Annotated in this window: 17 protein-coding genes and 4 pseudogenes; 11 read left to right on the plus strand and 10 right to left on the minus strand. The window is 69.3% G+C overall.

What is annotated here, in order from left to right:
- Positions 1 to 882: 882 nt before the first annotated feature.
- Positions 883 to 1,086 (plus strand): cold-shock protein, encoded by a 204-nt coding sequence (locus tag ACWC94_RS33890; RefSeq protein ID WP_014670069.1) that lies wholly within the window; start codon positions 883 to 885, stop codon positions 1,084 to 1,086.
- A 169-nt stretch (positions 1,087 to 1,255) separates the two neighbouring features.
- On the plus strand, positions 1,256 to 1,573 hold the full coding sequence (locus ACWC94_RS33895) for an outer membrane protein assembly factor BamB family protein (RefSeq protein WP_450801210.1): 318 nt from the start codon (positions 1,256 to 1,258) through the stop codon (positions 1,571 to 1,573).
- Between the two features lie 540 nt (positions 1,574 to 2,113).
- On the opposite strand, the gene ACWC94_RS33900 is transcribed toward ACWC94_RS33895, so the two are convergent.
- Entirely contained in the window at positions 2,114 to 2,245 is a 132-nt protein-coding gene (locus ACWC94_RS33900; protein WP_450801130.1) for a hypothetical protein, read from the minus strand.
- Positions 2,246 to 2,567: 322 nt separating this feature from the next.
- Between ACWC94_RS33900 and ACWC94_RS33905 the strand changes: the two genes are divergently transcribed.
- Positions 2,568 to 3,320 (plus strand): hypothetical protein, encoded by a 753-nt coding sequence (locus tag ACWC94_RS33905; protein WP_450801131.1) that lies wholly within the window; start codon positions 2,568 to 2,570, stop codon positions 3,318 to 3,320.
- A gap of 98 nt (positions 3,321 to 3,418) precedes the next feature.
- On the opposite strand, the gene ACWC94_RS33910 is transcribed toward ACWC94_RS33905, so the two are convergent.
- Positions 3,419 to 3,604 (minus strand): hypothetical protein, encoded by a 186-nt coding sequence (locus ACWC94_RS33910; RefSeq protein WP_450801132.1) that lies wholly within the window; start codon positions 3,602 to 3,604, stop codon positions 3,419 to 3,421.
- 48 nt (positions 3,605 to 3,652) lie between these two features.
- The gene (locus ACWC94_RS33915) at positions 3,653 to 3,832 is read right to left on the minus strand and encodes a hypothetical protein (protein WP_450801133.1); all 180 of its coding nucleotides are present in this window, start codon (positions 3,830 to 3,832) and stop codon (positions 3,653 to 3,655) included.
- Between the two features lie 66 nt (positions 3,833 to 3,898).
- Between ACWC94_RS33915 and ACWC94_RS33920 the strand changes: the two genes are divergently transcribed.
- The 3 genes and pseudogenes from ACWC94_RS33920 to ACWC94_RS33930 all read left to right on the plus strand — a co-directional run.
- Positions 3,899 to 4,219 carry a trypco2 family protein gene (locus ACWC94_RS33920; RefSeq protein ID WP_450801134.1) on the plus strand — a complete coding sequence of 107 codons (321 nt, stop codon included), beginning with the start codon at positions 3,899 to 3,901 and terminating at the stop codon, positions 4,217 to 4,219.
- Positions 4,220 to 4,340: 121 nt separating this feature from the next.
- The gene (locus ACWC94_RS33925) at positions 4,341 to 8,828 is read left to right on the plus strand and encodes a hypothetical protein (RefSeq protein WP_450801135.1); all 4,488 of its coding nucleotides are present in this window, start codon (positions 4,341 to 4,343) and stop codon (positions 8,826 to 8,828) included.
- A gap of 147 nt (positions 8,829 to 8,975) precedes the next feature.
- A pseudogene (locus ACWC94_RS33930) lies at positions 8,976 to 9,326 on the plus strand (MMPL family transporter); the annotation flags it as partial.
- Here the strand turns inward: ACWC94_RS33930 and ACWC94_RS33935 are convergent.
- Complete coding sequence (locus ACWC94_RS33935; protein ID WP_450801136.1) at positions 9,293 to 9,850, minus strand: hypothetical protein; 558 nt, start codon at positions 9,848 to 9,850, stop codon at positions 9,293 to 9,295. The pseudogene ACWC94_RS33930 and the gene ACWC94_RS33935 overlap by 34 nt on opposite strands.
- Positions 9,851 to 9,961: 111 nt before the next feature.
- Here ACWC94_RS33935 and ACWC94_RS33940 point away from each other — a divergent pair, with 111 nt between their 5' ends.
- Positions 9,962 to 10,162, plus strand: a complete 201-nt coding sequence (locus tag ACWC94_RS33940; protein WP_450801137.1) for a ferredoxin — start codon at positions 9,962 to 9,964, stop codon at positions 10,160 to 10,162.
- A gap of 388 nt (positions 10,163 to 10,550) precedes the next feature.
- Here the strand turns inward: ACWC94_RS33940 and ACWC94_RS33945 are convergent.
- The 3 genes and pseudogenes from ACWC94_RS33945 to ACWC94_RS33955 form a co-directional block, all read right to left on the minus strand.
- Positions 10,551 to 11,245 (minus strand): annotated as a pseudogene (locus ACWC94_RS33945) (TraG/TraD/VirD4 family protein); the annotation flags it as partial.
- Positions 11,235 to 12,428: pseudogene (locus ACWC94_RS33950) on the minus strand (NAD(P)/FAD-dependent oxidoreductase); the annotation flags it as partial. The pseudogenes ACWC94_RS33945 and ACWC94_RS33950, both read right to left, overlap by 11 nt.
- A complete protein-coding gene (locus ACWC94_RS33955; RefSeq protein ID WP_450801138.1) occupies positions 12,418 to 12,645 on the minus strand; it encodes a ferredoxin in 228 nt (75 codons plus the stop codon). The gene ACWC94_RS33955 and the pseudogene ACWC94_RS33950, both read right to left, overlap by 11 nt.
- A gap of 298 nt (positions 12,646 to 12,943) precedes the next feature.
- Here ACWC94_RS33955 and ACWC94_RS33960 point away from each other — a divergent pair, with 298 nt between their 5' ends.
- Entirely contained in the window at positions 12,944 to 13,501 is a 558-nt protein-coding gene (locus tag ACWC94_RS33960) for a hypothetical protein (RefSeq protein ID WP_450801139.1), read from the plus strand.
- On the opposite strand, the gene ACWC94_RS33965 is transcribed toward ACWC94_RS33960, so the two are convergent.
- The gene (locus tag ACWC94_RS33965; RefSeq protein WP_450801140.1) at positions 13,491 to 14,396 is read right to left on the minus strand and encodes an NmrA family NAD(P)-binding protein; all 906 of its coding nucleotides are present in this window, start codon (positions 14,394 to 14,396) and stop codon (positions 13,491 to 13,493) included. The two genes, ACWC94_RS33960 and ACWC94_RS33965, sit on opposite strands and share 11 nt — an antisense overlap.
- Before the next feature lie 296 nt (positions 14,397 to 14,692).
- On the opposite strand from ACWC94_RS33965, the gene nthB reads away from it, so the two are divergent.
- The 3 genes and pseudogenes from nthB (at position 14,693) to ACWC94_RS33980 (ending at position 16,284) form a co-directional block, all read left to right on the plus strand.
- Positions 14,693 to 15,355 carry a nitrile hydratase subunit beta gene (gene nthB, locus ACWC94_RS33970; RefSeq protein ID WP_450801141.1) on the plus strand — a complete coding sequence of 221 codons (663 nt, stop codon included), beginning with the start codon at positions 14,693 to 14,695 and terminating at the stop codon, positions 15,353 to 15,355.
- A pseudogene (gene nthA, locus ACWC94_RS33975) lies at positions 15,355 to 15,954 on the plus strand (nitrile hydratase subunit alpha). The gene nthB and the pseudogene nthA overlap by 1 nt, the downstream one beginning before the upstream one ends.
- A 153-nt stretch (positions 15,955 to 16,107) precedes the next feature.
- Positions 16,108 to 16,284 (plus strand): hypothetical protein, encoded by a 177-nt coding sequence (locus tag ACWC94_RS33980; RefSeq protein ID WP_450801142.1) that lies wholly within the window; start codon positions 16,108 to 16,110, stop codon positions 16,282 to 16,284.
- 99 nt (positions 16,285 to 16,383) lie between these two features.
- Here ACWC94_RS33980 and ACWC94_RS33985 read toward each other — a convergent pair whose 3' ends face one another.
- Both ACWC94_RS33985 and ACWC94_RS33990 read right to left on the minus strand, forming a co-directional pair.
- The gene (locus tag ACWC94_RS33985; RefSeq protein WP_450801143.1) at positions 16,384 to 17,454 is read right to left on the minus strand and encodes an MBL fold metallo-hydrolase; all 1,071 of its coding nucleotides are present in this window, start codon (positions 17,452 to 17,454) and stop codon (positions 16,384 to 16,386) included.
- A gap of 103 nt (positions 17,455 to 17,557) precedes the next feature.
- Positions 17,558 to 18,088 (minus strand): carbonic anhydrase, encoded by a 531-nt coding sequence (locus ACWC94_RS33990; protein ID WP_450801144.1) that lies wholly within the window; start codon positions 18,086 to 18,088, stop codon positions 17,558 to 17,560.
- Positions 18,089 to 18,525 lie beyond the last annotated feature (437 nt).

The raw sequence follows: 18,525 nt of genomic DNA on the forward strand, positions 1-18,525 counted from the left end.
AGGGGAGGAGCGGCTTTCAGTTCCGGGTGCGGATGACTCATACCCTGACGGTACCCGGAGAGCGGGACAGGGTGATCCATTACCTGTTCGATCTCCTTTTCCCGACGGAGCGGGGCACCCGCAGCGTGCCTCGGCAGGATCGGATCACGCCGGCGACCGGGGACAGGGAGCGGTGAAAGCGGTACCACCTTCCGTGGCCGAACTGTTCACCCGGTGCTGGAGAAGATCTCGTGCACCCTCTCGTGTTTTCCGGCGTTCGCTGCCTCCCGGCGGGTCTCGGCACTGGTCCACTCGCAGTAGTCGAGACTCGGGTGTCCTCGGCGCTCAGGAGCAAGTGGGCTGAGAGGGCCCCGAGGCAGCTTCCTTCGCCGGGCAGCCAGATGGCGGTGTCCCAGAAGCGCTTGCCGCTCCCGCCCGGCGTGCAGGAAGCCGATGTGGTGCCCCATCGAACTCGACGACGAGGTCGCGCGGGGGCGGCTCGTCCGTGGTCTCGAGCCGGTTCCGGGAAGTCCAAGGTGACGTCGTGTGGGGAGGGGCCGGTCACGCCTGATCGGTGGGGCCCACCCGGAGAACAGTCGGCGGCGGGGAGAGGCCATGCCTCGCCGCAGCCTTGTGCAGAAGAAGGGCGCGAAGCTGCTTGATCACCATCGGCCGAGCCTCACGGGCGATCCAGCCCTTCGTTCCGGGCCGGATGCTGGCGCGTTTTCGCTAGCGGCTTCCGTCATGCCGTTATAGCGTTGTGATCAGCAGTCGTGGTTCCGAAGTTCCGTTCGCCCGTGATCGCCTCACGGGCGTTCTTGCTGTTCAGCGCCTCTCCGGACCAGGGCGATCACCTCCCGGTCGCGCAGCGTGCGTGCCCGGTTTCCCTCAAAGGAGACAGTCATGGCCAAGGGCACAGTGAAGTGGTTCAACAGCGAGAAGGGCTTCGGCTTCATCGAGCAGGAGGGCGGCGGCCCCGACGTCTTCGCCCACTACTCCAACATCGCCAGCCAGGGCTACCGCGAGCTGCAGGAGGGCCAGAAGGTCGAGTTCGACGTCACGCAGGGCCAGAAGGGCCCGCAGGCTGAGAACATCCGCCCCGCCTGATCGCACCCCGGTAAGGGGGGCCCGGCATCCCGGCTTCGGGACGCCAGGCCCTTACCGTTGCACGACGGTTCATCTGACTACGGGGTGCGGCCGGGCGCCGGCCTGGGACGGGCAAAATGGACACCCGTTGTCTGACACTCAGGTCGCCCGACGCATCCGTACGGCCCCCTTGGTTGCTGGCGACGCCGTCTACATTGCCGCATTCGCCCCAGGGCGGCTTGTAGTCCTCGATCCGCTCTCTGGCAGAGAGCTGTGGCGCAAGAGCGCAGGCGGCGCCTTCACCACCACGCCGTTCATGGCGGGCGATCGGACCTGGGCCAGTGACCGTACTGGGGTCCTGCACGCGTGGGATCCGCGCACCCGCCGGAGTACGGCCCAGCTGCCAGCGCGGTGGAGCGAAGAAGGCCGCGGACAACCCGCCGTTGAGAGCCGCATGATGTTCGTCTCCACCAGCGGCGGTTGGCTGCAAGCGTGGGAACTGCCGTGAGGACTCGCCCGCCGTAGCCAAACAACCACTTGCCCGATCCCGGGCTAGTGCAGAAGGGTTGGGCTGGTCCTGGGACGCCAGGCGGGAGCTGGTGCCACCACACACGCCCGACGCTTGAGTGCGGCGATGGCAGTGTGGGGCGACCTCGTGGGTAGCAAGATGATCACCACGGGAGACCTACCCGAGTGGCTGAACGCTGAGGCGTCCTTAGCGCTTTGTGCTGGGTCAGTCCTGTCGAGTGAACGCCCCTCTGCACCGCATCGTGTTCACCTGGCTGCGCTTCGATGCCCGCAGCCAGGCGTATGACGAACGCTGACCCAGGAGGCGAGACCCGGCGTGAGATCATCCGATGCCTCAAGCGACATGCCGCCCGACCTGCGATCGAGGAGTGTGCGCTAGCTGGTACGCATTACGAACCGACGGACTCCCATGGCAGGGCGGGCTGCTGGGGAAGTCGAGACAGGGTGCGCCGTAGATGGTCGCGGTTGAAAGCGTCTCCCGCCACCTGCTTGGTCGCGCGGGCTGGTCAGCCAGCCCACGTCAGGCGTTCCAGCCGGTGAGGACGCCCAGGCCGATCAGGAGGCCGCCGGCCGCCATGACGGCGGCCCCGGCGCCGACGGACAGCAGCGCCCCGGCCGGGACCTTGGCGATGCCCGCGGCCATGGACGCCACGGCGGTCCTCCGGCGCGGCTTCCGCGCGGCCCGTTCGGCTCCCTCGCGGACCTTCGCCGCGAGCTCGCGGGCCGCGTCAGAGACGCGTCCCGTGGGGCCTCTGGCTGTCCGTGCTCGGCCTCCGGCGCGCTTGCACCACAGCACACGCCCAGGCCCAGCAGCGCCCAGCCAGGCCGCGCCAGGACGCCGATGCCGGCGGCCAGGCAGACGGTGGCAGCCAATCGCTGGACGGGCATACGAGCCTCCAGAGTCGGGCGAAGCTGAGGGGGCAAGCCGGTGCATGGCCTGCCATAATCGGGCGACGTGCTCCAGGGGGTGGGACATGGTTCTGTTCAGACGCCGGACGAACGACGGACCAGACTGGATCACGGATCTGCCTGGCAAGAGTCGGACGACGCGGAAGTTCTTCAAAGCCCTTGTTCAGGAGTACCTGTTCGAGATCCAGAGGTGGCAACGCGGCCGAAAGACCTGGCCACCGGTGGGGACATGGAGTCAGGTGGAAGACCTGGCTTATGCACACAACAGTTGCGTGAAACGCGTTGAGCGCACGATGCGCGGCCTCAACATCCACGACCCGGAGATCCAAGATGCGATCTGTATCGCCATGGATCAGTACGCGGCTTACTACGGCGTGCGAGGCAGCTTGATCCGGGTCTGGGGGAGAGCGAAGCCGTTCAATGAACGCTTCGCATCCGATTGGCAGCGTTCCGAACTGTTCCGCATCGCGTGGTGGGAAGAGCGCCCCATCGCCTTCACTTGCATCCTGCACCGCATTAAGGAAAGCGAGCCGCTGATCGACGGGTTGCTGATCTTTGATCACGTCACGTACGAGTTCACACCTGAGGCAGCAACGCAGCCGCAGGTTGTATGGCGGAGAAGGCAGGTCCGCGAGGCAGAGGAGCCAAGCCTTGGCGCCACCGTGCTCCACCTGGACCGATCCACTGGCTATTCCCGTGCAGACATCGCCAGCTCAACGCCCCTGATTTTGGAGACCTCGGCGGGGCCGCTCTTCACGGCCCACAGCAGGCCCGGCCCTCGTGGGAGTCAGCGCCGCAACCGGGAGTCTGCGGGCTGAGGCTCAGAAGATGTCGCGACGGCGTCGCCCTCGTTGACGGCGAGCGATCCGTCGATCGTGAAGCACAGAGCCAGCATGTCGTCGATCCGCTTGCCGGACTACTTCCGGTCGGGCTGGACCGGCCGGACGCGGTCCGGGTGGTCGGTAGGGTGCTTGGCTTCGAGGTTGTGGGCCATCCACCGGGCGATCGGGTTGCCGTACGTCTTCTCGTGGGCTTTCGGCTTCCGCATGAGTTCGGCCATCGGCGCGGTCATGCGCTCGTAGGTGGTGCCGGACTCGATCACGTCCAGGCCGGTGCGGTCCTCGACCTCCGGGCGGACGGATTCGCAGGATCACCGGTCGTACGTCACGTCGGTGATCGTGAATTGGTTGTTGTCGCTCTCGATCTCGGCGTAAACGGCTTCGTAGTCGATGACGTTGCCCTCGGTGGCGGTGACCCAGCCGTCGCGCACCCGCAGCGAGAACTTGCCGTTGGTGTCCTCGTCCAGGACCGGCACCACCGTCTCCGGCACACTGTGGTGTCACCGGGTTCGCGTGGGGGTATCTCTTCCCACCAGCGCGTTTAGAGGGGCGGGGGAATGTCGAAGATCGGTCTGGCCGCAGCGATCGAGGAATTGCGGCAGGAGCTGTACAAGGCGCAGGAAGCGGGAGTGAGGCAGCAATTCGCCTTCGAAGTGGAGGAGGCACAGCTGGAACTGCTGCTGGAGCTGCGTTCCGATGTGCGGCCGGAGGGCAAGCTGTCGTTCGGGGTGGCCTCGGTGGGCGTGGGCGGGACGTCCGCCTCGGCGCGGACGCATAAGCTGGTACTGAAACTCAAGGTCAGGGACCAGGCCCTCGGCGAGGGCCCCGACGGCCCCCGGAACGCCCTCGTGAACGACTCCGTCTCCAAGGACTGGTGACGGGCCGCTCGAGGTGGATCCACGCAGGCTGGCAGACATCCGTGGCGGGACCGCCGAGAGACGACGGTCCGAGGGATCGGGCTATCTGGTCGCATCTAGCGTGGTCTTGACAGCGCGTCATGTGGTGGTGGACCCGGCTGCGGGCGTGCCCTGGGAACGGATCGACGTGCGCGTCGGGCATCCCTTTCGCCCCCCCATCGAGCGGCGGGCCGCCTCAGTACTGTGGGTTCCGGACGAGGGCGACGACGTGGCGCTGCTGTTGCTGGACGCGCCGGTGGGCGTCCCGGGCGCGGTGCGCTGGGGCTGCCCGGACGGCACGAGGCCGCTGCGCTACGACGGGCTTGGGTTCCCTAGGCACGCCGTGTCCTACGAGGACGGCGAGCGGGGCATCGAACAGCTGTATGGAGTGCTTTCGCCGCTGGTCCCCGGGCCCGGCATGACCTGGGTGCTGGACCAGGAATCTGCCCCGAGGGTGCGGCCCGGCGGGCAGCGCGCCTGGGAGGGGATGTCGGGGGCGGCGGTGTTCTGCCGTGATCTGCTGGTCGGGGTGGTGGTCCTCGACGACGTGGAGCACGAGAACCGTCGCTTGTACGCGCTGTCGACCCGTGCGTTCGCCGTTCGTAGCGGATTCGCGGAGCTGCTGGAGCGGCACGGTGGAGGCGCACCGGTGCTGGAGCTGGTGGACGGACGGCCGTCGGTGCCGGAGTCCGGCCATCTGCTCGAAGTTCGGGAGTTCAAGGCCGCCCGGTTCGAGGGACGGCAGCGGGAACTGACAGCCATGGAACGGTACTGCGCGGCGCTTGACGGACAGGAGAGCGGGTACTGGCGATGGATGGCGCCTGCCTGGGCGGGAAAGACGGCGCTGATGGCGCAGCTCGTCCTCCACCCTCCCGCCGGCGTGGACGTGCTGGCGTATTTCGTGACCACTCGGCAGCCCCAGCACTCCGACCGCACCGCGTTCCTGGCCGCCATGGGCGATCAGCTGCGCTGGTACCTCAAAGACCCCGATCTGGACTGCACTTCCCGGGACCGGTTCCTCCAGGCGCTGGAGCGCGCAGCGCGGAAGGCCGCGCAGCGGGGGCGGCGGCTGTTGCTGGTCGTGGACGGACTGGACGAGGACACGGGGGTGACCAGCGCGAGCACCGGCTACAGCATCGCCGCGCTGCTGCCGACCAGGCCCCACCCCGCTGCGCGGATTGTGCTGGCTACGCGTCCTGACCCGCCCGTGCCGAGCGATGTGCCCGAAGGGCATCCGCTGCACGGTGAGGAGATCAACCACTGGCTGGAGAGCTCCCCGGCCGCGCGGGCGGTGCGTTTGGACGCCGAGCGGAGCCTGGCGGCCCTGCTGGATGGCGGCGGTCTGGGCGAGGAGGTCACCCGGCTCACCACGGCCGCGGGCGGCGGTCTGAGCGCCACCGATCTGGCTCACCTGACCCGAACGAGTGCGGGGCGTGTCAGGCAGGTGCTGGGCGGTTCGGTCGGCCGGTCCTTCCAACGGCGTGTCTCCCGGAACGCGGCGGACGGTTGCCCTGCGGAAGCCCTGTACTTCTTCGCCCACAGGCAACTGCAGGACAGCGCACGTGGGTTGCTGAGCCCTGACGAACTGGCGCATTACCGGAAACGGGTGCGTGACTTCGTCAAGGTCTGGCGGAAGGCCGGCTGGCCCTCGGACACACCTGAGTATGCGCTGGTCGGATACCCCCAATTGCTGCGCACCCTCGGCGACACGGAGCGGCTCGGACGGCTGGCCACCGATGCGGTGCGCCACGAACGGCTGTGGCACGCGACGGGTTCGGACGCTGCCGCGCTGGCCGAGATCGACGACGCTTTCCGGCTGCTGCTGAACTCTCCCCGGCTTGATCTCAAGACGGCGGTGCGGCTGTCCCACCGGCGCGACGGACTCCTGCGGCACACCGGTAACCTCCCCGACGCAATTGTCGCCCTGCGGGCGGTGCTGGGGCACACCGGTCGTGCCGTCGCCCTCGCCCGTGCGCACCCCCACCCCGCCAGGCAGGTCGAGCAACTGATGGCGATCGGGGACGCACTGCTGGAGGGGGCCGAGGTCACGACCGCGCGCGATGTGGTGGTGGAGGCCGCCGCCCGCGCCGGGACTGTCACCTTGTTCAGCGTGGAGGACCAGGTGCGCATGCTCGCCCGAGTCGCCCGGATGTTGGCCCGAGTGGGAGAGGACCCCACCGCGCCGCTGCGGACGGCCGTCGGCCTCGCGGAAACCATCACCGGCCCTGGCCGGCAGTCGGAGTACTTCCGGATTCTCCGTGACGCTCCGGGGCCGCAGTTCGAGGCACTGCACCTCTCGGTCGTGGCACTGGCCGAGGCGAGCGAGGACTGCCGCACTGGTGGGCGCACCGAGTTCACGGCGTTCGCCAAGGAACTCGCAGAGAGAACTGAGAGGCTCGCGCACCAAGCGGCCCGCATGGTCCCCACCATGTACTCGGGCAGCCAACCCGGGCACTTCGTGAGTGTCGCACGCATGATGGCCCGCACGGGACAGCACAGCCGCGCCATCGAACTGGCCGAAGCGGCCCACGCCCTGAGTTTCAGGGATCCGGGTGTGCAGGGCGAACACCTCGCTCGCATCGCCCAGGCGCTCGCCGAGGCAGGAGATGTGAAGCGAGCGGTGGGACTGTGCCAGGAGGCCGCAAACCTCGTCCGTCAGGTGCCCGACCCCGCCCGGCAGGCCAGCCACCTGGTGGCTGTGGCGCGCGACATGCTGGCGCCCGCTGAGGCTCCCCTGGCATGGGGCCTCCGCTCCAAGGAGCAGCAACAGTGTGCCGCGCAGCTTGCGCTGGAAGCCGCCGGGCTTGTCACCGCAGACAACGACCGCCAGGACAAGCTCCTGCGCGATGTGGCGGAGGTGCTGACACGGGTAGACAGGCCATGGGAGGCAGCCGAGATCGGCCGGACCCTCACCCGACCGCAGGACAGGGCCCGGGCTCTGCTGAGCGCGGGCCAGGCGCTCGCCCACTGCGGAGAACCCAGCCACGCCGCTGCGCTCGCCGATGAGGCCGCGCGGATCGCTCGGTCACTGGACGACCCGGTACACAGGATCGAACTGCTGGCCTTGGCGGGCACGGTCTTGGCGCGCGCCGAGGACCTGCACGGTGCCTCGGCCGTGTCTGATGAAGCGAGCAAACTGGCCCGGGCCGGCACGAAGAACCGTCCGTCGGCCCTCACCCTGGCCTATCTGATCGACGCGCTGAGCCGGGAGGGAAACCTGAAGCGGGCTGCCCGCATGGCCGAGTCGCTGGCCGACCCCGCCGCACGGTCCGACGCCCTCGCCCTCACCGCCAAGGCTTACGCTCAGGCCGGAGACCTGCAGACCGCCGCCCACCTGACGGCACAGTCGACCGAACTGACACGGCGAACCAGCGGGATGAGTACCGACCTCGACTTGCGGGCCAACGCCTGGGCAGAGGTGGCCTTGGCTCTTGCGGCGGCGGGAGACCTCCGAGGCGCCGCCAGCCTCGCCCGGGACGTCACCAGCTTCGGACACACCGGCTTCGGCTCCCTGCAACGTCCCCTGGCCGGCGTCGTCCAGGCCCTCGCGCGGGCAGGGAGAACAGACCAGGCGTCCGACCTCACCGAAACACTGACCTGCGCCGAGACCAAGGCCGACGCCGTGGCACGCATGGCCCTGGCGCTGTCGGCGGCAGGAGACTTCCAGGCTGCCTGGGACCTGGCGACCCAGGCAGCCTTCCTCGCCCTCGACCCGATGGACCCGCTGGGGACGGCCTTCGCAATGGAACGGGTCGTCCGGACCCTGGCACGGCCAGATGACCAGGCCCCCTTCGAAACCGACCCATGCCTGTTGGCGCACCGCGCCATCGATGTGGCCCTGACCGTCAGCGAACCCCTGTCGGACCCTTGCCTCCTGGCTCACATCACGGAGGCACTGATCGAAGCGGGAGATGTCCGGCACGCCGTCGAGCTGGTCACGCTCCTCACCGACGACGTCGACGATGCGGACGGCCTCGGAGAACGGGCTCTCGCACTGTCATTTGCGGCCCACACACTCGCTCTGGCGGGAAACATCCGGCCCGCCGAGCGCTGGTCAGCCATGGCGGTAGAACAGGCGGGCGCCCTCAGCGACCCGGACGAGCAAGCCGACGTCCTATTCAATGCGTTCCGCGTCCTGCTCATGTCCGGACAGCCACAACGTGCCACCGCGCTCGCCCGGACCATCCCCGACCTCGACCTGCGGGCCACCGCCCTCACCCAGGCGACCGGCGCACTGCTCTCCGCAGGTGAACTGCCGGCGGCCGTGGATGCCGCCCGGAGCATCCCGGATCCCGCCGAACGCGTCGAGGCGCTGGCCGACATGGCGAGCACACTGAGCGCCACCGGGCAGCACCACGCGGCCGCCAGCCACCTTGCCGAGGCTGCCGTCCAGGCCCGCGCTTTGCCCGACGCCGACCAGCGGGCCAAGGCGCTAGCCCGTGTCGCGCGCGCGGCCGGGGACGAAGCCGCCGGTCACGCTCTGCTGGCCGAGGCGCTCAGCGTCGGAACATGGACCGAGACGCTGTGCGTCATGCCCGAGGTCGCGCCCGAACTGCTCAAAACGGCCGCTGCTTTGCTGGTGGACGACTGACAGGCCGGCCGGGGCTCAGGCGCTCTCCCCGGCGCGGCGAGTGTGCGGGAGCGAAGCAGTTCCAGGCAGACGGGGATCAGTGGCCCCAGGGCCATGACGGCGGTGATCGGCAACAGATAGCGGTCGATGTTGGGGTGCCGTTAGCGAATGGCGAAGGGTGCGGCTCGTGGCTCATACAAGATCTTCGTAGCCGGTGATCGCTCGACGGAGGAGTGGCGGCGCACGGGCAACAACACCGGCTCCATCGTCTTCGGCATCGATCACACAGGGAGATTCTTCACCGCAGCCGCCCTGGTCGTCGCGGTCAGCATGGGCGCTCTGGTGCTGTCCCAGGTCACCCTGCTCATGGTGCTCGGCGCGACCATGGCCGCGGTCGTCGTACTGGACGCCACCGTGGTCCGCGGCATCCTCGTGCCCGCAGTCATGCAGCTCGCCGGCCGAGCCTCGGCTCCCCCACGGCCGGCTCAGGGAGAGCAGCCGTCGACCACCCCGTTCTCCAACTCCTCCGCCACGGGGGCGTGGTCGTCGAGTTCTTGCTGGCGGGCGGCCCACTCGGCAGCCGTGACGTGGTCGATCGGGGCCTGGTCGAGCGGCACCCGGGAGCGGTGGAGGAACGCCTGCCCCAGCAGTTGATTGCCGCCGGCGTTCGCGCGGGCGTTGCCCTTCCGGATGGCGGCGTCGAATTCCACGACGTCCTGCCACTCGTCCGGGCTCGTGTCCCGGATGTGCCGCCACTGCGCATCGCCGTGGAACGGGCAGCCCACACAGCTGGCGGCGAGGCCGAGCGAGGTCAGATAGCGGATGCAGTCGCTGCGCGACCAGCCCAGGGCGATGAGCGGCTGGCGGTTGCGCATGTAGCGGACGTCGGCGTCCTTGGCGCGGTGGAATTCGTCGGTGGAGATGCCGACCCACTGCTCGACGAAGTCGTCCTTCGGGATGCGCTGCGGGTAGGGGTAGTCGAGGAGATCTCGGACTTGTCGCTTTATCGGCTTGATCTTGTATTCGCCGGTGCCTCTCTGCACTTCACCCGAACGGGTGGCTCCCGTGGGTGCTGCTCTGCGACCAGGTCGGCGCACGGGATCATGGCATGTGCGTGTGACCTTGCGTGTTGAGAGCTTGGGAGAGGCGGGCCTATGTCCAGCCGTGTGAGCATCGATAGCGACGTCTGCGTTGGCAGTGGGCAGTGTGCGTTGACTGCCCCGGCGGTGTTCGACTCTGACGACGACGGGTTCGGGTTGGTGCGTCCGGGATCGGAGGACGGTCGAGGCGACCCGATGGTGAAGGAGGCTGTGAGGGCTTGCCCAGTGCAGGCCATCAGCTTCGCCGAGGAGTGAGCAGGGCAGGGACCTCCCGTCGGCTTGGGATATGTAGTTGGTTGCTGGGCCTCCGGTGGTGAGGGGGTGGCGCGGGGTTTGGGGATGCCCAGGTCGACGGCCGGTCGTTGGGCTCGGCGTTGGGTCTCGTCGCGCTTGGCACGAAGGAAGGTGAGGGTGAGGTCGATGCCTTCCCTCTCGCTGACCTAGCCCTCGGCTTCGGCGTGTGCTCGGCGGTCGAGAAGGTCGGCTTCCAGCTCCGCGAGGCGAGGCAGCATCTTGGGGTTGACGTGCAGCATCGGGCACCGGACGCAGGCGTGCCCGTGCTGGCAGGGGGTGCCGTAGGGGCGTCCGCAGGAACCGAGTTCGACCTTGCGGCGGTCGAAGTGTTCCTCGAACTCGGTTCACTCTACGAAGTCCCTTGGCCTCGCGGGAGCGGACCGGCACCAGGCGCAGCCGGGATCCGCTCATGCGGCCTGCCGTAGTCGGACTGGCCCGGGGCGTGCTTGGCGACGGCACGATCGGTGATCGCCTTCGAGGCACGGGCGGAGGCGGCAGCCAGCCCGTCAGCGCCAGGTTCGGCGTACAGGGGCGCAGATCGAGCATCGCGGCGCGCATGCCGGTGGCGAAGACCAGGGCGGTGCCCATGGGCAGGGCGCGGATCGCGTCTGCGGGCAGGATCCGCTCCTGCCGCATGCTGACCGAGGTCGACTTCCCGGACTCGGAGGTGGAGGTGGAGGTGGTCTCGACGTCGTGGTCGCCGATCAGCCGGGAGAGCTTGTCGGCGAAGTCGGGGTCGTCGATGCCGGATCCGATGACCTTGACGGTCGCGGCCGACCACATCGCGTCCATGCCCGCGTCTCCCCAGACCTTCTGGCCCTGCCGGTAGGACTGCAGGATCGTGATCGGGATGATCCCGCGTGAGCCGAGGTGGGAGTACAGGTCCGGCAGATCGCTGATCTTGCAGACGTTGGCGGCCTCGTCCAGGATCGCCAGCATTGGCGGGTCGAGTCGGCCGCCGGTGCGCTCGGCCTGGGCGGTCGCGGCGCGCATCACGGAGCCCGCGCACGCGGCGATCAGCGCGGAGGCGCCTCCGCCGCCGTCCGAAGGACGCCGCAGCGATGACGCGGCCCCGGTAGCCGTACACCGCGACGAACCGTGCCTCGGTGAGCGCCCCCTGGGCGACGACCAGTTGGTCGCCCAGCGAGGGAACACCGACCGACTTGATGTTGACACCGAACTGGGTGGACCAGAACATCGGCAGCCACAGGTGCGGACGGCGGTCCGGACCGGCACCGATCATGTTGTGGGCGGCGATCTCGGCCTGTTCGACCGCGTTGCCCCAGTGCTCCAGTGCCAGGAACTGGTAGTCGAAAGCGGGTGGGGGCTGCGGGCCACGTCACCTGCGGCGTAGATGTCGTCGGTGACGATGCCGTTGACGTCGAACACCCGGCACCCGGCGTCGCAGGCGATCCCCCGGGGACCCGCGGCCACCCCCGAGCCGGCGAGCCATTCCGTGTTCCGCATGGCACCGAGCGAGACAACGGCCACGTCCACGCCGATCGCCGAACGGTCGGACAGATGGGCGCGCTTGAGCCGTCCCACGTCGTCGCCCTCGAGGGCGGTCACGCTGACGCCGCAGCGCAGGTCGACTCCGTGCTTTCGCTGCAGCCGGTCCGCGACCGCGCCGATCACTCCGCCGAGCGCGCCCACCAGCGGTGCCGGGCCGCGCTCGGCGACCGTGACCTCAAGTCCCAACTCCCGGCAGACGGAGGCGACCTCCGAGCCCGTGAAACCGGCGCCGATCACCAGCACCCGGGACACGCCCCCCGTCAGCTTCCGGCGCAGGCGGGCGGAGTCGTCGCGGGTACGCAGCCCGAACACCCCGTCCAACGCGGCCTCTTCCGGGTGGAACCAGGGCCGCGCTCTGGTCCCGGTGGTGATCAGCAGGCGGTCGTAAGGGACGGTGTCGCCGTTCGCCAGGCGTACTTGCTTGGCGGCCCGGTCCAGGCTCTCAGCGGCGACGCCCAGACGCCATTCGGCGTCGATGTCGCGCCGCCGCGGCAGCGCGGTGTCCTCGGGCCGTGCCCGCCCGAGCAACGCCTGCTTGGACACAGCGGCGGCCGGTCGTAGGGCTCGTACGGCTCGTTGCCGATCATGGTCAGCGATCCGCGGTGAAGCCCTGCTCGCGCAGGGTCTCCGCCGCGCGCAGACCGGCCAGCGAGGCACCGACGACGACGATGCGGCCCTGGCGCCGCAGGACCTGGACGTCCGTGTCAGCCGACATGAGGCTCCACACCCTTTGCCGGCTCGTCGGAATAGTCGACGAGGATGGCCTGGACGGGGCAGGCGGCAGCGGCCTTCTCCACCCGGTCACGTTGTGCCTCGTCGAAGCGAGGGGAGAACAGCAGCGCTTCTTCCCCGTGGAGGGAGAAGACGTCCGGGGCGAGAAAGACGCACTGCGCGAATCCCTGGCACCGGTTGAGATCGACGACAAGCCTCATCAGGAACCCACTCCCTGCGCGGGCCGCGGTCCCCGCAAATTCCGCAGCCGTCTGCGCTCGGTCCATACGGTGGTCGGCATGCCTCTTTCAGGATGGGCGCCCTCTGCGCAGGGCGCTCGCAAGGCGAAGGCTGCCCGGCAGGCCGATGCGCACCCGACCGGTCAACCGCAAGGGAGACGAGGCACTATCGGCCTCCTGAACACCGGACGGACGGGGACGCGACTCGGGCGGCCGTATGCGCCGGCTCCCCTCCGGACCGCCGCGACGGGTCCTCCCGGCCGCCACTCCATGGCCGCCCTTGATCGGCACCGCGCAGGCCGACAACCGGCTGGGGCACATCCCCTTCAACCGGCTCACCGACATGAACGAACAACTCGTCCGGGGACGCGAAGGCATCTGGTTCGGCCGGCAGTTCGCCACCAAGGCCCTACGAAAACTCCCCGACTACGTCATCGACTGCTACGTCCGGATCCTCGCCTCCCAGCACGACGCTCTACGGGGCAGCTTCGGGTGGTACCGGGCCTTCGACACCACAGCGCCCAGGACCAGCAACGTAGGACAGACCGAAGTGCTGGCGGCGCTGACCAGGTTCTGGCCCCGTACCTCGCACAAGAGGGGAGTAGGCGACCCTTGGCCACTGCGATGCCCGGCAAATAGCCGGCGTCTACGTGCGGGGCGCACGACGCGGTCGGACGATGAGTTGCCTGTCTCCGTCGGCGTCGTACACCGCTCCCGCGAGTACGGTGATGGTCGTGCTGCGCACGGTGAGCGCCGCCTCGTCCTCGGATACGGCTGGGCGCGGCCGTCGCAGCGTGGTGCGTGGTTCCTCACGGCGGCTGTCGGCGTCAGCGAGTGAACAGCTCGGGGTTCTTGCGGACGAACCCGGATACTCCTTCGGCGGACCGCCCGGTGATCTCCTCCATGCCGTCTGCCTGGCGGTCATAGCGCCCGGCCACGTGCAGGCGAGCCATGGTGGAGATGTGCTGGAGCACATGGGCCGGCAGTCCCAGCGCCGCGAGATCATTGTCGAGCCATTCCTGCAACGGGACGTCGGTGTAGCCGACCGTGCGCTGCAGAGCATCGGAAATGTCCGCGGCCAGAGCGGCGACGTCCTGTGATCGGGGACCGGTCAGCTCATAGGTCCGGCCGATGCGCCCGGCCGGATCGGCCAGAATCTCCTCGACGACCGCGGCAACGTCACCGGCCGCGATCGGGGAGGTTCTCGCCTCGCCGAAGGGCCATCTGATCACGCCGTCCTTGGCGATCGAGGCAAACACGGTCTGGAAGAGCGGGTTCTCCATGAAGACGGTGGGCCTGACCTGGACCACGGGCAGGCCTGACCAGCCGAGAACCTGCTCGACCAGCCACTGCTGACGATGCTGATGCGAGTCGGAGCCGCTGGTGGCGTCCATCTCGGAGACGGTCAGCTGCGACATGTTGACGACCGCCTCCAGGCGTCCGTAGGCGCGCGCGACGGCCGCTGTGGTCACGGCGGCCAGCAGATACTGGGCCGACACGGCCATGCCGAAATACATCCGGCCGCAGCCGTCGAGGGCGTCGGCGACGTCACGGGCATGCGTCAGATCTCCGACCACGACTTCGGCACCCGTGGCGCGCAGCGCCTGGGCACGGTCGTCATCCTGGCGCACCAGAGCACGCACCGGGAAGCCCCGGCGCCGCAGCCCTTGGACCACGGTTCTGCCGACGGCACCGACGCTGCCCGCAGCACCGGTCACCAGGATGGGCCGCATGCCTGCCTCCGGACTGGAGTCCATGGGGGCAGCCTGCGGCCCGTACGGCCAGGGCGCAAACCGGGGTGACGTCCGGCCCCGGCGGAGGTCAGGCGATCGGCATGCGTCCGCGTCCCCAACCGCTGGTCCATTCCCTCGTCCGCCTTCTCTCCCTGGCACGCGGGGCCATGAGCCCGGCACCTCCGCGGCAGCACCGCGACCAGCGGATGGACCAGAGTGTGACGCCAGAGACGTCACCCGAATACACTAATTCAACTGACTATGCCCGCTATTGCTGGCAAAAGTGAGGTCCGGCCATGGACGGTATTGCCGACATGGGAGGAGCCCCAGGCTGGGGCTCCGTGCATCCGCCGAGACAAGACGAGCCTGTTTTCTCACAGCCCTGGGAAGGCCGGGCATTCGCGCTCGCGATCCTCTCGAACAGGGCGTCCGGGGGAAACCTGGACTCCTTCCGGCACGCCCTGGAGCGCCTGGACCGGGCGCACTACATCGACGACGGCTACTACGGGCGCTGGCTCAACGCCGGAGAGCTGAGACTTCTCGACAGCGCCGTCCTGGCACCTGGTGCGGTCGACGCCCGCGCCCGCAACCTCCGCGGCGAGCACGTGGAGGAGCCCCCGGTCCCGGAGCCGGCCAAGCCCGACTACGCGCCGACCGCCGACGGCACACTGCGCTGCCTCGACACCGCGCCGGCCTTCGCCGTCGGCGAGCGCGTGCGTGCCAGGGACATGTCGCCGGCCGGACACACCAGGCTGCCGCGCTATGTGCGAGGGCGGGTCGGCGTCGTCGACATCATCCAGCCCGCCGGCGTGCTGCCGGACTCCAACGCGCACTTCCTGGGCGAGAACCCACAGTACGTCTACTCGGTGCGCTTCGACTCCCATGACATGTGGGGCGCCGACGCCGAGCCCTTCGAGCTCACGGTGGACATGTTCGAGAGCTATCTGGAGACCCCCTGATGACCACCACCGCCGGATCGGCCGAGCGCCTTCCCCCGGCGCTGCGCACCGAGGCGCTCGAGCAGTTGCTCACCGAGCGGGGCCTGATCGATCCGAAGGCGATGAACAGGCTCATCACCACCTATGAGACCCACATCGGACCGCTCAACGGCGCGAAGGTCGTCGCCAGGGCCTGGACGGACCCCGAGTACCGTCGCCGACTGCTCGAGGACGGCACGGCCGCCATCAAGGAGCTGGGCTTCGGAGGCTTCCAGGGCGAGCACATCGTCGTGGTGGAGAACACCGCGACCTCGCACAACGTGGTGGTCTGCACGCTGTGCTCGTGCTACCCGTGGCCGGTGCTCGGCGTGCCTCCGAGCTGGTAGAAGGACCCCGCCTACCGCGCCCGGGTGGTGAAGGAGCCGCGCGCGGTGCTGTCCGAGATGGGACTCGAGCTGGCCGACGACGTTCGGATCACCGTCCACGACTCCACCAGCGAGGTGCGCTGGCTGGTGCTGCCCGAGCAGCCGCCCGGCACCGAGCATCTGACTGAGGAAGAACTCGTCCCTCTGGTGACGAGGGACGCGATGGTCGGAGTGGCCAAGGTGGCGGCACCATGAGCGCACCTCTGGACATCGAAGGCCCCGCCGCACCGCCCCGCTCCAACGGGGAGCTGGTGTTCGCCGAGCCGTGGGAGAGCCGCGCCTTCGGGATGGCCGTCACCCTGTACGACGCGGGAGTGTTCACCTGGCCGGACTTCCAGGCCGCACTGATTGCCCCGGATCACCACATGGGAGGCAGCGGCGGAGCAGGACGAACCGTACAGCTACTACGGGCTCTGGCTGGCCGCACTGGAGGATGTGCTCACGAGCGTGCGCGCCGTCTCCACGGACGAGGTCATCACACGCGCCCGATCCCTGGCCCAACGCCCTCCTGGCCACGACCACTGACCACTCCGACCACCACGACCACCCGCACTGACCACGGCGCACCCGTGTTCTCCCCGCCGTTCCTACTGCGCCGTCCGAGCCCGGACTGCCGAGTCGGGATCAGGCACCACCCGCCTCGGAAGCGGTGAGGGTGTAGGTGGTTCCGACGCTGGTCTGCACCCATGCGTCGGGGAGGGCTGTGGCGAGGGTGTGCTGGGCGCGCCAGCCGGTGCAGTGACCGGGGACGATCAACTCGGGTGCGAGTGCGGTGAGCGCGGCCACCGTGGGGCCGATGACCGGCTCGAAGGCGGGGCCGCTCAGGTGGAAGCCGCCGATGAGGGCCAGCAGTTTGCTGACGCCGGTCAGCCTCATGGCGTGCCGGATAATGTTGACGACTCCGGCGTGTCCGCACCCGGTGATGATGACGAGTCCCCGGCCGCGCACGTTGACGACGAGTGCCTGGTCGTCGATGACGGCGGGGTCGTGTCGCCAGCCGTTCCCGTCCCAGGCCTGGTGGGCGGGCGGCATGCCGTGCTCGAACTCGGTGACGCGGTCCACCTCGCCGGTGATCAGGATGCCGCCGGCCAGCAGCGACGGCTGCCGCCGCTCGATCACCTCGAACCCTTCGCGTTCCAGCGCGCCTCGGGACAGCGTGGGCAGCTCCAGACCCTGGCCGGCCGGTAGGTCCAGCCGGCGGCGGGTCCAGACCGCGGGGTGGACGGTCAGCGGCAGGCCGGAGCGACCGCGCAGCCGGGCCAGGCCGTCGAAGCCGCCGGCGTGGTCGAAGTGTCCGTGGCTGAGCACGACGCCCTGCAGGCCGCCGACATCGAGCCCCAGACGCTCGGCGTTCACCGCTAGCCCGTCCGGCGACGCTCCGGTGTCGAACAGCAGCATGCTGTTCGTGTTGCCGCTTCGGGCGGTGACCAGGGCGGAGAAGCCGTGCTCGGCACGCAGCCCCGCGAGGGCCTCGCCGCCGGCGAACTGCCGCGCGGCGGTCCGTCCGGCGCCCGCCGACGCGCGGGTGACGCCTTCGGCGGAGGCCAGCAGGGCGTCGTAGACGTTGTCGACCAGCGTCGTGACCCTGACCTCGTCGACCTCGGGCAGCGCCACCGGGTCGACGGCCGGTCCCTCCGCGAGGCGAGGCGCTGACCAGGCCGCCTCGGCATCCGAGTATCCGTGATCGTCGCACATGCCAGAAACCGCCTCCCCTCTGATCCGGCCGACCGGGAAAGCAGATCCCCGGTACGAACCGCAGGCCCACGGCGCTCGCACCGGCCGCAGGCGCCGCGCGGTGTCATGCTTCCACCCGCGCGGGCGGGACGACAATGTCGATGAGCCCGGTGGTTACGTCGTACACGAGCCCTGAGACGAATACACCGGCCCGGAGGTTCTGCCTGACCACGTCGACGTCGACGCGGACGGCGGCGACCGGGTCGGTGACCGCCTTGGCGGCCAGGTCGGTGGCTGGCACGTCGAAGTAGTCGGTCAGCAGGCCGGGGAACGCGGCCAGGTCTGTGATGCCGCAGTCGGTGTGGTGCAGCACCGCGTAGTGGTTGTCGCGCGGGCCGGGGCCGCCCGTGCGGGCCTGGACGACCTTCGAGAGCATCTCCAGCGTCGCAAGGGTCGCGGGCGTGACCCGTCCTCCGACGTTGCGGATCACCGCTGCCTCGCCGAGCTCGAGCCCGAGTACGGCGGACGGGTCGACACGCGGGTCGACGCATCCGATGACCGTCAGACCGCCTCTGGGCATCAGCTTGAGGCCGACGAACGATCCACCGTCGGCGAACCTCACGTTCCGCTCGGTCAGCTCGTCCGTGTCGATCACGTGGCCGGTGATCCCATCGTCCTCGGCGCCTGATCTCTGGTGACGCCGTCACTCGCCTCCAGCCTGGCCCGTAGCCGCCTCCCATGCCACTCGGCGGGCCGCAGGCAGTGATCGTGCAGGTCAACGCCTTGCGGGAACCGACTTGGCGTGGCAGGGCCGAGCGGGGGAGCGACAAGGACTACGCAGCCCGCGTCGTAGCCGCCTGGTCCGACACCGTGCGCAACCTCCCCGTCGGCGTCGCGGTCACCGGCGAGGTCGTCGGCCGCCAGCCGTTCGGCGTCTTCCTTGGACCCACACGGTCGGGCTCTCACCCTGACCAGTGTTCGGGTCGATGTCGATGAACCGTAGTGACACGTCGACCTCCAGCGCTGTGACTTCGTCACGCTCCGCACGCCTAGCGTCGACGGCGGACACAACCCCGGTGAGCCGACCGTGCC

Source organism: Streptomyces sp. NPDC001135 (genome assembly GCF_053598395.1).

Bases quoted from the DNA above. Each gene is read 5' to 3' on its own strand.
- ACWC94_RS33890 (WP_014670069.1), top strand. From the start codon at position 883: ATGGCCAAGGGCACAGTGAAGTGGTTCAACAGCGAGAAGGGCTTCGGC.
- ACWC94_RS33905 (WP_450801131.1), top strand. From the start codon at position 2,568: ATGGTTCTGTTCAGACGCCGGACGAACGACGGACCAGACTGGATCACG.
- ACWC94_RS33920 (WP_450801134.1), top strand. From the start codon at position 3,899: ATGTCGAAGATCGGTCTGGCCGCAGCGATCGAGGAATTGCGGCAGGAG.
- ACWC94_RS33940 (WP_450801137.1), top strand. From the start codon at position 9,962: ATGTCCAGCCGTGTGAGCATCGATAGCGACGTCTGCGTTGGCAGTGGG.
- ACWC94_RS33955 (WP_450801138.1), bottom strand. From the start codon at position 12,645: ATGAGGCTTGTCGTCGATCTCAACCGGTGCCAGGGATTCGCGCAGTGC.
- ACWC94_RS33965 (WP_450801140.1), bottom strand. From the start codon at position 14,396: ATGCGGCCCATCCTGGTGACCGGTGCTGCGGGCAGCGTCGGTGCCGTC.
- nthB (WP_450801141.1), top strand. From the start codon at position 14,693: ATGGACGGTATTGCCGACATGGGAGGAGCCCCAGGCTGGGGCTCCGTG.
- ACWC94_RS33985 (WP_450801143.1), bottom strand. From the start codon at position 17,454: ATGTGCGACGATCACGGATACTCGGATGCCGAGGCGGCCTGGTCAGCG.